This window comes from Streptomyces sp. NPDC058308, assembly GCF_042880275.1.
GTDB lineage: Bacteria > Actinomycetota > Actinomycetes > Streptomycetales > Streptomycetaceae > Streptomyces.
In genome coordinates, this window is the sequence record NZ_JBHVZA010000012.1 from 12,451 (window position 1) to 27,423 (window position 14,973).

General features: G+C 72.1%; 10 protein-coding genes. 8 read left to right on the forward strand and 2 right to left on the reverse strand.

Annotation, left to right across the window (positions count from 1 at the left end):
- The first annotated feature begins 188 nt into the window (after positions 1-188).
- Positions 189-1,325: a glycosyltransferase family 4 protein gene (locus ACFVYL_RS17905; RefSeq protein WP_389716876.1), complete on the forward strand. Its 1,137-nt coding sequence runs from the start codon at positions 189-191 to the stop codon at positions 1,323-1,325.
- Positions 1,326-1,328: 3 nt separating this feature from the next.
- Here ACFVYL_RS17905 and ACFVYL_RS17910 read toward each other — a convergent pair whose 3' ends face one another.
- Positions 1,329-2,972, reverse strand: coding sequence for a PucR family transcriptional regulator (locus ACFVYL_RS17910; RefSeq protein ID WP_389716879.1), 1,644 nt, complete (start codon positions 2,970-2,972; stop codon positions 1,329-1,331).
- 159 nt (positions 2,973-3,131) lie between these two features.
- Between ACFVYL_RS17910 and ACFVYL_RS17915 the strand changes: the two genes are divergently transcribed.
- A complete protein-coding gene (locus ACFVYL_RS17915; RefSeq protein WP_389716882.1) occupies positions 3,132-4,646 on the forward strand; it encodes an APC family permease in 1,515 nt (504 codons plus the stop codon).
- A 6-nt stretch (positions 4,647-4,652) separates the two neighbouring features.
- Here ACFVYL_RS17915 and ACFVYL_RS17920 read toward each other — a convergent pair whose 3' ends face one another.
- The gene (locus ACFVYL_RS17920; RefSeq protein ID WP_389716884.1) at positions 4,653-6,482 is read right to left on the reverse strand and encodes a glycoside hydrolase family 15 protein; all 1,830 of its coding nucleotides are present in this window, start codon (positions 6,480-6,482) and stop codon (positions 4,653-4,655) included.
- 441 nt (positions 6,483-6,923) lie between these two features.
- On the opposite strand from ACFVYL_RS17920, the gene ACFVYL_RS17925 reads away from it, so the two are divergent.
- From ACFVYL_RS17925 to ACFVYL_RS17950, 6 genes are all read left to right on the forward strand, one after another.
- Entirely contained in the window at positions 6,924-8,618 is a 1,695-nt protein-coding gene (locus ACFVYL_RS17925; RefSeq protein ID WP_389716887.1) for a CTP synthase, read from the forward strand.
- An 85-nt stretch (positions 8,619-8,703) separates the two neighbouring features.
- Entirely contained in the window at positions 8,704-9,330 is a 627-nt protein-coding gene (locus ACFVYL_RS17930; RefSeq protein ID WP_389716890.1) for an NUDIX domain-containing protein, read from the forward strand.
- 177 nt (positions 9,331-9,507) lie between these two features.
- The gene (locus tag ACFVYL_RS17935; RefSeq protein WP_389716893.1) at positions 9,508-11,559 is read left to right on the forward strand and encodes a tetratricopeptide repeat protein; all 2,052 of its coding nucleotides are present in this window, start codon (positions 9,508-9,510) and stop codon (positions 11,557-11,559) included.
- A gap of 187 nt (positions 11,560-11,746) precedes the next feature.
- Complete coding sequence (gene ald / locus ACFVYL_RS17940; RefSeq protein WP_389716896.1) at positions 11,747-12,862, forward strand: alanine dehydrogenase; 1,116 nt, start codon at positions 11,747-11,749, stop codon at positions 12,860-12,862.
- A 348-nt stretch (positions 12,863-13,210) separates the two neighbouring features.
- Positions 13,211-14,383, forward strand: coding sequence for a ParA family protein (locus ACFVYL_RS17945; RefSeq protein ID WP_389716899.1), 1,173 nt, complete (start codon positions 13,211-13,213; stop codon positions 14,381-14,383).
- Complete coding sequence (locus ACFVYL_RS17950; protein WP_389716902.1) at positions 14,368-14,964, forward strand: hypothetical protein; 597 nt, start codon at positions 14,368-14,370, stop codon at positions 14,962-14,964. Before ACFVYL_RS17945 ends, ACFVYL_RS17950 begins: the two co-directional genes overlap by 16 nt.
- The last annotated feature ends 9 nt before the right edge of the window (positions 14,965-14,973 follow it).

A 14,973-nucleotide genomic window follows, 5' to 3' on the forward strand; every position in this document is an offset into this window, starting at 1 on the left:
ACCCCCGCGTACAAACCCTCGCAACCCTCACCCGTGTGGGTGATCCCGCCCGCGGAGTTGCCCGGCCCCATACGGAAGTGACCTTTCGGCAGTGCCGGAACGGCGGTGCGGGCTGGCATCCTTGGCGCAGCATCTGCCCGAGTACCAGTCCGAGCACCCACCTACGCAGACCCAGGAGCCCCGGCCACGTGAGCCACGTGAGCAGCCACTCACCGCACGGACAGACGCCGCTGCACACCGTTCAAGTTCTCGGCGGTGGCAGTGCGGGCAGCAGCGCGCACGTCAGATCGCTGGCCGCCGGTCTCGCCGCCCGGGGCGTGCGGGTCACCGTGTGCGCTCCCGACGAGGCCGCGCGCCTCTACGATTTCGCCGACGCGGGCGCCCGGCACGTCACTGTGCCCCGCAGCACAGACCCCGCCTCCGTGGCCGCCCTCCGCGTGGCCTGCGCCGACGCCGACCTCGTCCACGCGCACGGGCTGCACGCCGCCCTGCGCGCCACCGTCGCGCTGACCGGGCGCCGCACTCCGCTCGTCGTCACCTGGCACACCCGCGCGCACGTGGAGGGCGCCCGCGCCCGCGTACTGCGCCTCCTGGAGCGGCGCGTCGCCCGGGCCGCGGCCGTCGTTCTCGGCACCTCGTCCGACCTCGTCGACCGGGCCCGCGGCAGGGGCGCGCGCGACGCCCGCCTCGCGGCCGTCGCCCTGCCCGCGCCGCGTCGGCCGGACACCGCAGAGGAGCCGGACTGCCTCCTGCACAAGGCCCGTGCCGAACTCGGCGCCGTGGACCGCCCGTTGATCCTGGCCGTCGGCGCCCTGGAGCGGAACCGCGGCTACGACGTCCTCCTGGACGCCACCCGCACCTGGCGGCACCTGGACCCGCTGCCGCTCCTCGTCGTCGCGGGGGAGGGGCCCGAACGGGCCGTTCTGCAACGCCGCATCGAGGACGAGCAGCTCCCGGCCCGGCTCGTCGGGTGCCGCGACGACGTCCCCGAACTCCTCGCGGCCGCCGATGTCGCGGTGCTGCCCAGCAGCTGGGAGTCCCGCTCGGTCCTCGCCCAGGAGGCGCTGCACGCGCGCGTGCCGCTCGTGGCGACCGCGGTCGGTGGCATCCCCGAACTGGTCGGCGACGCGGCCGAGCTGGTCCCGTACGGCGACGCGCAGGCCCTCGCCACCGCCGTCGTACGCCTCCTCGCCGACCCGGTCCGGCGTGCCGAACTCACGCGCAAGGGCGCGGTCCAGGCCGCCACCTGGCCGACCGAGGACGAAACGGTCACTCAAGTCCTGAGCGTCTACGACGAGTTGACGCACCCCCTGCCGTACAGCTGACGCCTACGCGACGTGCCTGCGCGCCCGCAGCGCCAGGCTCAGGGCGAGGACCGTCTGCGGGTCGTCGAGATCGGTGCCGAGCAACTCGCTGATGCGGGCGAGGCGGTTGTACAGGGTCTGCCGGTTGAGGTGCAGTTCGCGCGCCGTCTCCGCCTTGCGGCCCGCGTGCGCCAGGTACGTCTGCAGGGTGGGCAGCAGCGGCGGCTTCGCGCGCTCGTCGTGGGCGCGCAGCGGGCCGATCGCGCGGTCCACGAAGGCCGCGAGGACGCCGTCCTCGTCGTGCCGGTGCAGCCGCCAGAGGAGCAAGTCGATGTCGAGCCGCCGCGCGTCGTACCAGGGGCGGTCGGAGAGGCCCTGGGCGGCCGTCGCCGTCTCCGCCGCGTGCCGCAGGCCCGACGCGGCCGCCGCCCAGCCGCCCGCGACCCCGACCACCACGACCGGCGGCTGCGCCCCGGGCCGCCGCATCCCGGCCCGCTCTACGCCGGCCCGCAGCGCGGCGGCGACGCGGTCGGCCACCGCGGTGCGCTCGGTCTCCGAGCGCAGGCCGAGGAGGAGGGGCACGCGGCCCTCGACGGGGCGGACGCCGAGGAGCACGGGGACTCCCACCGACGCCAGCTCCTCGGCGACCGCGCGCGCGAGCACCGCCCAGCCGCCGCCGGTCGGCAGCCCGTCCGCGATCCGCATCACCACCGGCAGGAGCGGGCTGTCGGCCGGGACCGGCTTGAAGCCGAGGACCCGGGCCTGCGCGGGCGCGTCCTCGGCGGCGATCCGGCCCTCCGCGAGATCGGTGAGGAAGTCGCCACGCCCGCGCGCCGCGAGCTCCTCCTCCTGGCGGGCCTGCATAAGCACGACCGCGAGACTGCCCGCCGCCCGCTCCGCCGCGATGCGGTGCACCGGCAGCGGCGCCGACTCCACGGCGAGCAGCACGAGGCGGGCCCGCACCGAGCCCGCGCCCGGGCCGCCGCCCGGCACGTCGACGAGGACCGCGCTCGCGGGCGGGCCCTCCCGGTCGACGGGGCGGCCGCGCAGCCCCTCCCACACCTGCAGCGGGTCCGCGCACTCGGTGCCCGCCCCGGCGGCGTACAGGAGCTGGCCCTCCGCCGTCTCCAGGAACACCGGGTTGCCGCTGAACTCCGCGAGGATGCCGAGGACCTGTGGGATGCCGCCCCCGCCGAGCAGCGCCTGCGTGCAGCGCCGGTGCACTTCTTCGGCCTGGCGCAGCAGCGTGTAGTGGCCGTTGACGATCTCGGTGTGCACCTCTTCGGTGACCGTCACGAACGGCACCTCGCGGTGCAGCTGCACCAGCGGCAGCCCGTCGGCCCGCGCCGTCTCCACGATCGCCGCGGGGAGCCGGCTGAAACGCGGCCCGAGCTCGACGACCAGCGCCGCGATGCCGCGCTCGGCGAGATCGCGCACGAAGGCACGCTGGTCGGCCGGGCGCGCGCCGAGCCCGAGCCCGGTGGTGAGCAGCAGCTCGCCGCCCTTGAGCAGTGAGGCGATGTTGGGCACCTCGCCCGCGTGCACCCACCGCACGGTCCGCTGCAGCCGCTCCGCGCCCGCGACGACCTCGGGGAGCCCACCGCGCAACCCCGGAAGTTCCAGCGCGCGCTGCACGGTGATGCCGCCCTGAGTGCCCTGACTGTCCATGGCGCGGACGCTACCGGGGCGCACGTCCGGGGAACATCTCCCGTGGATCACGGTGACCGCCGCCGCGGCCGGCGGCCCGGCAACTCGTCGCGTCGGCGGGGCAATTACGCGACTCCCTGCCCGTTGTGGCGTGCGTCACCCGACGGAAGGGTGCCCGCCATGCCAGAGCAACGCACCACACCCGAGGTCCACCGTCTCAAAGCGAACTCCGTCGGCGTGGTCGGCGTCGTCTTCATGGCGGTCGCCACCGCGGCCCCCATCACGGCGATGACCGGGAACCTGCCGATCGCCGTCGGCACGGGAAACGGCACCGGAGCCCCCGCCGGCTACCTCTTCGCGACGCTCGTCCTGACGGTCTTCTCCGTCGGCTACGTCGCCATGGCCAAGCGGATCACCGCCGCAGGCGCCTTCTACGGCTACATCTCGCACGGCCTCGGCCGCGTCGCGGGCATGGCGTCGGGGATGCTCGCCGTCCTCGCGTACGTCGTCTTCGAGGCGTCGATCGTGGGCGTCTTCGCGTACTTCGCGCGGACCACCGTCCTCGACCAGCTCGGCGTCGGCCTGCCGTGGGTCCTGTACGCGGCCGGGATGCTCGCCGTGACCGCCGTCCTGTCGTACTTCGACATCAACCTCACGGCGAAGGCGCTCGGCGTGATGCTCGTCGCGGAGATCGCCGTCCTCTTCGCGGTGGCCACGGCCGTCCTGATCCACGGCGGGGGCCCGGACGGCATCCCCGCCGCCCCGGTCGACCCCTCGAACGCGTTCACCGGGACCTCCGCCGGGCTCGGGCTGTTCTTCGCCTTCTGGTCGTGGGTCGGTTTCGAGTCGACCGCGATGTACGGCGAGGAGTCCCGCGACCCCAAGCGCGTCATCCCCCGCGCGACGCTCGTCTCCGTCGTCGGCGTGGGGCTCTTCTACATCTACGTCTCCTGGATGACCATCGCGGGCAACGGCCTGGCCGGCTCGGTCGAGGCGGCCCGCTCCGCCGACCCGCTCGACCTCTTCTTCGACCCCGCGCACCGCTTCATCGGCGCCTGGGCGGTCGACGCCTTCCAGTGGCTGCTCATCACCGGCTCGTTCGCCTGCGGCATGGCCTTCCACCAGTGCGCGGCGCGCTATCTGTACGCGATCGGACGCGAGGGTTTCCTGCACCCCGCGCTGGGCCGCACGCACCCCGCGCACGGCTCGCCCTACATCGCCTCGTACGCGCAGTCCGTGATCGCGGTGGCCTTGGTGGCCGCCTTCTGGCTCACCGGCCAGGACCCGTACGCCGACCTGTACACCGTGCTCGCGATCCTCGGCACGATGGCGATCCTCATCGTCCAGACCCTGTGCTCCTTCGCGGTGATCGGCTACTTCCGGCACAACCACCCCGAGGACCGGCACTGGTTCAGGACGCTGCTCGCCCCGCTGCTCGGCGGCATCGGCATGATCGCCGTCGTCGTCCTGCTCGTCGTCAACATGGACACCGCGGCGGGGACGGCGGCCGACTCGCTGCTCTTCAAGGCCGTCCCCTGGATCGTCGGCGCCGTCTTCCTCGGAGGCCTCGGTCTCGGCCTGTACCTGCGGGTCAGGCACCCGGGGCGGTACGAGATCATCGGCCGCATCGTCCTGGACGACGCGGCCGAACGCGCGGACGGCGACGGGCAGCAGCCCGTCGCCGTCCGGAGCTGAGGGTCTCTAACCTCCGTACGCCCCCGAGGCAGTCAGCCGCAGTGCCGTGTCGATCAGCGGCACGTGGCTGAACGCCTGCGGGAAGTTGCCGACCTGGCGCTGGTGCACGGAGTCCCATTCCTCGGCGAGGAGCCCCAGGTCGTTGCGGAGCGCGAGGAGCTTCTCGAAGAGCTTGCGGGCCTCGTCGACCCGGCCGATCATCGCCAGGTCGTCGGCCATCCAGAACGAGCAGGCCAGGAACGCCCCCTCGTCGCCCTCCAGGCCGTCCACGCCCTCGTCGTCGCCGGCCGTCGGGTAGCGCAGGATGAAACCGTCCGGCGTCGCGAGCTCACGCTGGATCGCCTCGATCGTGCCGATGACCCGCTTGTCGTCGGGCGGCAGGAAGCCCATCTGCGGGATCAGGAGCAGCGAGGCGTCCAGCTCCTTGGAGCCGTACGACTGCGTGAAGGTGTTCCGCTCCGCGTCGTAGCCCTTCTCGCACACGTCCCGGTGGATGTCGTCGCGCAGGTCGCGCCACTTGTCCAGCGGGCCGTCCGCGTCGCCGGACTCGATGAGCTTGATGGTGCGGTCCACGGCGACCCAGGCCATCACCTTGGAGTGCACGAAGTGGCGGCGCGGGCCGCGCACCTCCCAGATGCCCTCGTCCGGCTCGTCCCAGTGGTCCTCCAGGTAGCGGATCAGCTTGAGCTGGAGGAGGGCCGCGTAGTCGTTGCGGGCCAGACCCGTCATGTGCGCCAGATGCAGCGCCTCGGTGACCTCGCCGTAGACGTCGAGCTGCAGCTGGTTCGCCGCGCCGTTGCCCGCCCGGACCGGCGTGGAGCCCTCGTACCCCGGCAGCCAGTCCAGCTCGGTCTCGCCGAGCTCGCGCTCGCCCGCGATGCCGTACATGATCTGCAGGTTCTCCGGGTCGCCCGCCACCGAGCGAAGGAGCCACTCGCGCCAGGCACGGGCCTCCTCGCGGTAGCCGGTGCGCAGCAGCGAGGAGAGCGTGATCGCGGCGTCGCGCAGCCACGTGAAGCGGTAGTCCCAGTTGCGCGAGCCCCCGATGTCCTCGGGCAGCGAGGTGGTGGGCGCCGCGACGATCCCGCCGGTGGGCGCGTACGTCAGCGCCTTGAGCGTGATCAGCGAGCGGACCACGGCCTCGCGGTACGGGCCGTGGTACGTGCAGTGGTCGACCCACTCCCGCCAGAAGGTCTCCGTGGCGGTGAGCGCCGCCTCGGGCTCGGGCAGCGCGGGCTGGTCCTTGTGCGAGGGCTGCCACGAGATGGTGAACGCGATCCGCTCGCCCGGCGCGACCGTGAAGTCCGAGTACGTGGTCAGGTCCTTGCCGTACGTCTCGGCGGTCGTGTCGTGCCACACGGAGTCCGGTCCCGCGACGGCCACCGTGCGCCCGTCGACCTTGTGCACCCAGGGCACCACACGGCCGTAGCTGAACCGCATCCGCAGGGCCGACCGCATCGGCACCCGCCCGCTGACGCCCTCGACGATCCGTACGAGCTGCGGCGCGTCGGTGTCGCGCGGCGGCATGAAATCGATCACGCGGACGGTGCCGCGCGCCGTGTCCCACTCGGATTCGAGCACCAGGGAATCGCCGCGATAGGTGCGGCGCGTGGCAGCGGGTGGCTGCGCGTCCGGGCTGTAGGCGGGCCCGAGACGCCAGAAACCGTGTTCGTCGGTGCCCAAGAGGGCGGCGAATACGGCGTGGGAGTCGAAGCGGGGCAGGCACAGCCAGTCGACTGTGCCGTCCCGGCAGACCAGGGCAGCGGTCTGCATGTCTCCGATGAGTGCGTAGTCCTCGATGCGCCCGGCCACGTGCATCTCCAGTCGAACGGCCACGTTCGCCCCGCGGGGCGCTTACTGATCAGCGGTCAAGTGATCGTTGACGAGCGCTTGTTCCGGGTGCAAGGCGGGATGGTGCCGTGTGCCGGAGGGGCTCGGCAGCGAGTGTCCGAGCAGGATACGACGCACCCCGGTGATCCGCGCGCCCCTCCTGGCAACGAGCCGCCGCCGAACGGGTGAGCGGCAGGTGAGAGCCGGTGCGCCGGGCACAAGTAGCCGACCGTGCGCGTCACGTGACCGGGATTTCCGTGACCAGGATGTGTGCGCCCGGTGGCGGAGCGTGGCCGGAAGCGGTCCCGGTCCGGCGCTGATACCCTGGTAGCCCGTGAGCCGGTGGTCATAGAACCCCCGAACCGCAGCGACGGCACCCCCCGAATCCCTGGTGGGAGCGCCGGTACGCACCCTCCAGACCGCGACCACGGGAGCCCCCCTTTGGCTATGCAGCCCGCTGCTTTCCGAAACAGCACAGCCACGACGACCAAGCACATCTTCGTCACCGGGGGTGTCGCCTCTTCGCTCGGCAAGGGGTTGACGGCTTCCAGCCTCGGCGCGCTGCTCAAGGCCAGGGGTCTGCGCGTCACGATGCAGAAGCTCGACCCGTACCTGAACGTCGACCCCGGCACGATGAACCCCTTCCAGCACGGCGAGGTGTTCGTCACCAACGACGGCGCCGAGACCGACCTGGACATCGGCCACTACGAGCGCTTCCTCGACGTCGACCTCGACGGCTCCGCGAACGTGACCACGGGCCAGGTCTACTCCCAGGTGATCGCCAAGGAGCGGCGCGGCGAGTACCTCGGCGACACCGTCCAGGTCATCCCGCACATCACCAACGAGATCAAGCACCGCATCCGCCGTATGGCGGCCGACGACGTCGACGTCGTCATCACCGAGGTCGGCGGCACGGTCGGCGACATCGAGTCCCTGCCGTTCCTGGAGACCGTCCGCCAGGTCCGCCACGAGGTCGGCCGCGACAACGTCTTCGTCGTGCACATCTCGCTGCTGCCCTACATCGGCCCCTCCGGCGAGCTGAAGACCAAGCCGACCCAGCACTCGGTGGCCGCGCTGCGCAACATCGGCATCCAGCCGGACGCCATCGTGCTGCGCGCCGACCGCGAGGTGCCCACCGCCATCAAGCGCAAGATCTCGCTGATGTGCGACGTCGACGAGGCCGCCGTGGTGGCCGCCATCGACGCCAAGTCGATCTACGACATCCCGAAGGTGCTGCACACCGAGGGCCTGGACGCCTACGTCGTGCGCAAGCTCGACCTGCCGTTCCGCGACGTCGACTGGACCCAGTGGGACGACCTGCTCGACCGCGTGCACAACCCGCGGCACGAGGTCACCGTCGCGCTCGTCGGCAAGTACATCGACCTGCCGGACGCGTACCTCTCGATCACCGAGGCCATGCGCGCGGGCGGCTTCGCCAACAAGGCCCGCGTCAAGGTCAAGTGGGTCACGTCGGACGACTGCAAGACCCCGGCGGACGCCCAGAAGCAGCTCGCCGACTGCGACGCGATCCTGATCCCCGGCGGCTTCGGCGACCGCGGCGTCTCCGGCAAGGTCGGCGCGATCCGCTACGCCCGCGAGAACAAGGTGCCGCTGCTCGGCATCTGCCTCGGCCTGCAGTGCATCGTCATCGAGGCGGCCCGCAACCTCGCGGACATCCCCGACGCGAACTCCACGGAGTTCGACGCGGCCACCGGCCACCCGGTGATCTCCACCATGGCCGAGCAGCTCGACATCGTCGCCGGCGAGGGTGACATGGGCGGCACGATGCGCCTGGGCATGTACCCGGCCAAGCTCGCCGAGGGCTCCATCGTGCGCGAGGTGTACGAGGGCAAGGAGTACGTCGAGGAGCGCCACCGCCACCGCTACGAGGTGAACAACGCCTACCGCGCGGACCTGGAGAAGAAGGCCGGTATCCAGTTCTCCGGCACCTCCCCGGACGGCAAGCTCGTCGAGTACGTCGAGTACCCGCGTGAGGTCCACCCGTACCTGGTCGCCACCCAGGCCCACCCGGAGCTGCGGTCCCGTCCGACCCGCCCGCACCCGCTCTTCGCCGGCCTCGTGAAGGCGGCCGTCGAGCGTCAGCAGGGCAGGGGCAAGCAGGGCGGCAAGTCCGGCAAGTAACACCAGGGCGATACGGTTGCCGGGGTGCGGGTCTCTCACGAGGCACGCGCCCCGGTTTCTGTTTGCACGTGTGGGAGGACAGGGCATGACGATCAAGGACACCGCCGAGGAGTGGCAGGTCACGGCGACCGAGACCCCGTTCGTCGGCAACAAGACCTCCGTGCGCACCGACGACGTGGTCATGCCCGACGGGTCCGTCGTCCACCGCGACTACCAGGTCCACCCCGGCTCCGTGGCCGTCCTCGCGCTCGACGGCGAGGGCCGCGTCCTGGTCATCCGCCAGTACCGCCACCCCGTGCGCCACAAGCTCTGGGAGATCCCCGCGGGCCTCCTCGACATCCCCGGCGAGAACCCCCTGCACGCCGCCCAGCGCGAGCTCTACGAAGAGGCGCACGTGAAGGCCGGGGACTGGCGGGTCCTCACCGACGTCTACACCACCCCGGGCGGCTGCGACGAGGCCGTGCGCGTCTTCCTCGCCCAGGACCTCTCCGAGGCCGAGGGCGAGCGCTTCGAGGTCTCCGAGGAGGAGTCCGACATGGAGCTCGCCCGGGTGCCCCTGGAGGAGCTCGTGCGCGGCGTGCTCGCCGGTGAGCTGCACAACAACTGCCTGGTGGTCGGCGCACTCTCGCTGCAGGCGGTCCTGAACGGCGACGGTGTCGACGCGCTGCGCCCGGCCGAGGCGCCCTGGCCGGCCCGCCCCTTCGAGGCCTGAGGGCCCCGGGGACGTCTGGAGCCATCTGGAACCGTCCGGTGTGACGATCTGCTGATCCGATCGGGCGACTTGTGCGCGCCGCGTGACCGGGCGGGGCGCAGGGCCTGAACTAGGCTCTGAAAGCGTCCCGCCCGGAGCCCCGGCGGGTTCGTGCGCAGGCGGACGGGAGCGTGGCCCGTGACGGATCAGGCGGTCGACACGGACGGTGCGACGGCGGGTGGTGCGGTGCCGTCACCCGCGAGTGCCTCCTTGCAGTCGACAAGGGCTCAGTTCGTCGGCAGACGCCGGGAGCTGAAGGAGCTCCGCGCCGACATCGACCGCGCGGGACTCGACACTCTCTCGGGCCGCAAGGCGCCCCGCGCGCGCGTCCTGCTCGTCGCGGGCCGCCCCGGCTCGGGCCGCACCTCGCTCGCCGAGGAACTCGCCAGGCAGCTCGCCGGCGCGTACCCCGACGGAGTGCTGCGCGCCCACCTCACCGAGCCCGACGGCAGCCGCGTGCCCACCGAGCGCACCGCCCGCGACCTGCTCGACACCCTGGGCGTGCCCGCACCGCCCGGGGCCGCGGAGGACGACCTCGCCGAGACCCTCAGGGAGGCGCTCGCCGGCCGCAGGGCGCTGCTGCTCCTCGACGACGCGGCGGACGCCGAGCAGGTCGACGCGCTGCTTCCGGACGCGCCCGACTGCCTGGTCGTCGCGGTCTCCGAGGGCCCGCTCACCGGCATCCCCGACGTACGCCCGTGCACGCTCGGCGGCCTGGACAAGGAGGCCGCCGTCGAACTCCTCGCCCGCGCCGCCGGGCCCGTCCGCATCACCGTCGACCCGGGCTCCGCGGAGTCCCTCGTCGAGGTGTGCGCGGCGCATCCGGCGGCCCTCGTCCTCGCCGGGGGCTGGCTCTCGGAGCGTCCCAAGGCCGCCGTCGCCGACCTGGCCAAGCGGGTGGGCGCGCTGCCCGACGAGGGCTCGGCCCTCGCGCGTGTCTTCGCTCACACCTACGCCTCGCTGCCCTCGCCCGCCGCGCGGATACTGCGCCTCCTCAGCCTCGCCCCGGCCGGCCACGTCGACCCGCACACCGCCTCCGCGCTCGCGGGCTGTTCGGTCTCCGGGGCCAAGACCACGCTGGAGGACTTCGCCTCGCTCGGGCTCGTGCGCGCCGTCGCCTCCCCGCTGCCGCAGTACGAGGTGCCCGGCTGCCTGGTGCCGCTGCTGCGGGCCCGTACCGAGAGCCAGGACCGCCCGGCCGAGCTCCAGCTGGCCAGGGCCCGGATGCTGGAGCGGACCGTGCGGCTGCTGCAGTCCTGCCGGGCGGTCACGGAGCCCGACGGCTCCGCCGCCCGCAAGAAGCTCGCCGGGCTGCCGCGCGCCCTGCGTTTCCCGAGCCGGCGTGCCGCCGCCGAGTGGCTGCGGATCCGGCAGCCCGCGCTGCTCGCCGCCGCCCGGCTCGCCGTGGCCGACGGGGAGCTCGACACCCTCGCGCGGCGCCTGATGGCGGCTCTGACCCGGGCCCTGGTCGCGCACCGCGGCACGGAGGCGGCGGCTCCCGAGCTGTACGGCATCCACCGCCTTGTCCTGGACGTGGCCGAGCGGCGGAACCTGCCGCGCGAGCAGGCCGCGGCGCTGCTGAACCTCGCGGACCTGGATGCCCGGACGGGCCGGACGCAGGACGCGCTGGCCCGCTACCGGGCGGCGCTGGACGCGGGGCGGGCGGCGGGCGATCCGTACGCCGTCGGCCGCGCGATGGAATCCGTAGGCGGGGCCTATCAGGAGCTGGGGGACTGGCCGCGGGCCTCGGACTGGTTCGGCCGGGCCCTCGCCCACCGCCTGGCCCGCGGCGAGCGCGCGGACGCCGCTCGCCTCCACGGCCGGATCGGCACGGTGCACACCTACGCGGGGCGCTACGGCGAGGCGCTGCGCAACTGGAGCTCGGCGGTGACCGGGCACCGCAAGAACGGCGATGTCACGGCCCAGGCGCGGGCGTTGAGCGAGATGGCCCGTGTGCAGGAGTACGCGGGGCGGCCCGAGGAGTCGCTGCGTACCTGCCAGGAGGCCGTCGAGTGGGCGCGGCACGCCGAGGACGTGCGGTTGCAGGCGGCGCTGCAGCTCCGGCTCGCGGACACCCTGGAGCGGCTCGGCGACCCGGCGGCCGCCCGGCTGCACCGCGGCGCGGCCGAGCGCATGCTGGGAGGAGAGCTCCCGCAGGCCACGAGGCTTGAAAGGAATGGTGGAGCGTAGCCCTCCGCCTGCGAAATCCGTAGTGCATCTGCGGAAGATTGAAGCATTGGAAGGCTAGACAGCGAGAAATCCTTCATTAGACTGGCTCCGCCGCGTACCTCCGCGGTGTCTCCCGTTGCGCCCCCACGTGCACCGGTATGCGTTGCATTGCCCGAGAAATCCCCTGAGCCAAGGACCGTGATCGACGATGAAGGTCGGCATCCCCCGCGAGGTCAAGAACAACGAGTTCCGGGTGGCCATCACCCCCGCCGGTGTGCACGAGCTGGTGCGCCACGGCCACCAGGTCGTCATCGAGCGGAACGCCGGCGTCGGCTCCTCGATCACGGACGCCGAGTACGTCTCGGCGGGCGCGCAGATCCTGGACACCGCCGACGAGGTCTGGGCCACCGCGGACCTGCTCCTGAAGGTCAAGGAGCCCATCGCCGAGGAGTACCACCGCCTCCGCAAGGACCAGACCCTCTTCACCTACCTGCACCTGGCCGCCTCCAAGGAGTGCACGGACGCGCTCCTGGACTCCGGCACGACCGCCATCGCGTACGAGACGGTGGAGACCGCGGGCCGCGCGCTCCCGCTGCTCGCCCCGATGTCCGAGGTCGCGGGCCGCCTTGCCCCGCAGGTCGGCGCCTACCACCTGATGGCCGCCAACGGCGGCCGCGGCGTGCTGCCGGGCGGCGTCCCCGGCGTGGCCGCCGGAAAGGCCGTCGTCATCGGCGGCGGCGTCTCCGGCTGGAACGCCGCGCAGATCGCCATCGGCATGGGCTTCCACGTGACCCTGCTCGACAAGGACATCAACAAGCTCAAGGAGGCGGACAAGATCTTCGGTACGAAGATCCAGACCGTCGTCTCCAACGCCTTCGAGCTGGAGAAGGCCTGCCTTGAGGCCGACCTGGTCATCGGTGCCGTCCTCATTCCGGGCGCCAAGGCCCCGAAGCTGGTCACCAACGAGCTCGTCTCCCGCATGAAGCCGGGAAGTGTCCTTGTCGACATCGCGATCGACCAGGGCGGCTGCTTCGAGGACTCCCGCGCGACCACCCACGCCGAGCCGACCTTCCCGGTCCACGGCTCGGTCTTCTACTGCGTCGCCAACATGCCCGGCGCGGTGCCGAACACCTCCACGTACGCGCTGACCAACGCGACGATGCCGTACATCGTCGAGCTGGCGAACCGCGGCTGGGCCGAGGCCCTGCGCCGCGACCCGGCGCTCGCCCTGGGTCTCAACACCCATGACGGCAAGGTTGTTTACAAGGAGGTCGCCGAGGCCCACGGCCTGGAGCACGTCGAGCTGGAGTCGCTCCTCGGCTGACCCGGGTGACCGACTCCGGTCGGTTACCCGGCGCTTTCGTCAACGAAAGTCGTCAATCTCACGCCAGCGGCCGGACCTTGAGAGGGGTCCGGCCGTATGCGTATCAGTGTGGACACGCTCAACTAGCCGTGAACGTAACCCTTTAACCGTTTCGCCCACCCTCGAAACGTGGCGATGGTGAGCCGTACACCCTTGACACAAGGGTGTTCCGTTGCCGACACATCGGGCCGGGTCCGGTGGATTGTGTTGCTGTGGAGCGGTGACACGCCATAGAGTCGCCAACCGTCGGCATGGTGCCACGCTGACCTATCGAGAAATTTCCTGGTCACCAAGGAGGTAAGACGACTTGTGAATGAGTCGACATTTGCTCCCGGGGGTGGTCAACCAGGAACGTCTGTGCGGGACCAGGGTCCCGTAGGGATCGAGGCCGTCGGCTCGGTCGCTGTCCGCACCTTCGAAGCCCGGCAGGGCCCCCAGCCGACACAGCCAGCACCCCAGAGCATGGATGGCCATCACGTGAACGCCATGGCCGGCGACCGGAGTGGCGATAACACCCACACCCACCTCGCCGACTACGAGGAACTGCCCCAGGGGCACTTCTACGACCCCGACGCCGAGTACGAGCCCGATCCGGAGTACGCGGCCACGCTCGCGCCGGACGCCGCCCGTCAGCGCCGCGAGCGCATCGGCCCCACGGGACGCCCGCTGCCGTACTTCCCGATCCCGGGCCCGCTGACCGATCACGGTCCCGCGAAGATCATCGCGATGTGCAACCAGAAGGGCGGCGTCGGCAAGACGACGTCGACCATCAACCTGGGCGCGGCCCTCGCGGAGTACGGACGCCGGGTCCTGCTCGTCGACTTCGACCCGCAGGGCGCACTCTCCGTGGGCCTCGGGGTGAACCCGATGGAGCTGGACCTGACGGTCTACAACCTCCTCATGGAGCGCGGCATGTCCGCGGACGAGGTGCTCCTGAAGACGGCGGTCCCGAACATGGACCTGCTGCCCAGCAACATCGACCTGTCGGCCGCCGAGGTGCAGTTGGTGAGCGAGGTCGCGCGCGAGTCCACGCTGCAGCGGGCGTTGAAGCCGCTCATGCAGGACTACGACTACATCGTGATCGACTGTCAGCCCTCGCTCGGCCTGCTCACCGTGAACGCCCTGACGGCGGCCCACAAGGTGATCGTGCCGCTCGAGTGCGAGTTCTTCGCGCTGCGCGGTGTGGCCCTGCTGACGGAGACCATCGAGAAGGTCCAGGAGCGGCTCAACCCCGACCTGGAGCTCGACGGCATCCTCGCGACCATGTACGACTCCCGCACGGTGCACAGCCGTGAGGTGCTCGCGCGCGTGGTCGAGGCCTTCGACGACCACGTCTACCACACGGTCATCGGGCGCACGGTCCGCTTCCCGGAGACCACGGTCGCCGGTGAGCCGATCACGACGTACGCCTCCAACTCGGTCGGCGCGGCCGCCTATCGTCAGCTCGCCAGGGAGGTGCTCGCCCGGTGTCACGCCGAGTGAGTCTGCCCGGGGCCGACGAACTGTTCCGTACGACCGGGGGGATGGCGCTGCAGTCGTCGTCGCCGCGGCGCCCGGCCAACGGCGAGGCGCGGGTGCCCGCTCCGGCGGGCGAGAGCGACGAGACGGCCGCGGCGGCCGAGGGGACGGCGGCGCAGGGCGACGGCGGTGAACCCGCCGAACACACGGCCGCGGACGCGGAGTCCGGGGCCGAGTCACGCAGCCGCGCGGCAGCCGCCGAGGGCGAGAAGGGCGCCGGACGCCGTTCGGCGCCCGCGCAGGAAGGTTCGGCTCAGCAGAGCGGCGGCAAGTCCGGAGGCACGTCCACCGCGCAGGCACGGCGCCGGGCGCGGGCGGCCAACCGCCGGCCCAGCGGGCGCGAGCGGCACGACGAGAAGATCACCGTGTACGTCTCCGCCGAGGAGCTGATGGACCTGGAGCACGCGCGCCTGGTGCTGCGCGGTGAGCACGGCCTCGCGGTCGACCGCGGGCGCATCGTGCGCGAGGCGGTCGCGGTCGTCCTCGCCGACCTGGAGTCGCGCGGGGACGCGAGCATTCTCGTACGACGGCTTCGCGGGCGGTAGGGGTAGCGT

Bases quoted from the DNA above. Each gene is read 5' to 3' on its own strand.
- ACFVYL_RS17910 (WP_389716879.1), bottom strand. From the start codon at position 2,972: ATGGACAGTCAGGGCACTCAGGGCGGCATCACCGTGCAGCGCGCGCTG.
- ACFVYL_RS17915 (WP_389716882.1), top strand. From the start codon at position 3,132: ATGCCAGAGCAACGCACCACACCCGAGGTCCACCGTCTCAAAGCGAAC.
- ACFVYL_RS17925 (WP_389716887.1), top strand. From the start codon at position 6,924: ATGCAGCCCGCTGCTTTCCGAAACAGCACAGCCACGACGACCAAGCAC.
- ACFVYL_RS17930 (WP_389716890.1), top strand. From the start codon at position 8,704: ATGACGATCAAGGACACCGCCGAGGAGTGGCAGGTCACGGCGACCGAG.
- ald (WP_389716896.1), top strand. From the start codon at position 11,747: ATGAAGGTCGGCATCCCCCGCGAGGTCAAGAACAACGAGTTCCGGGTG.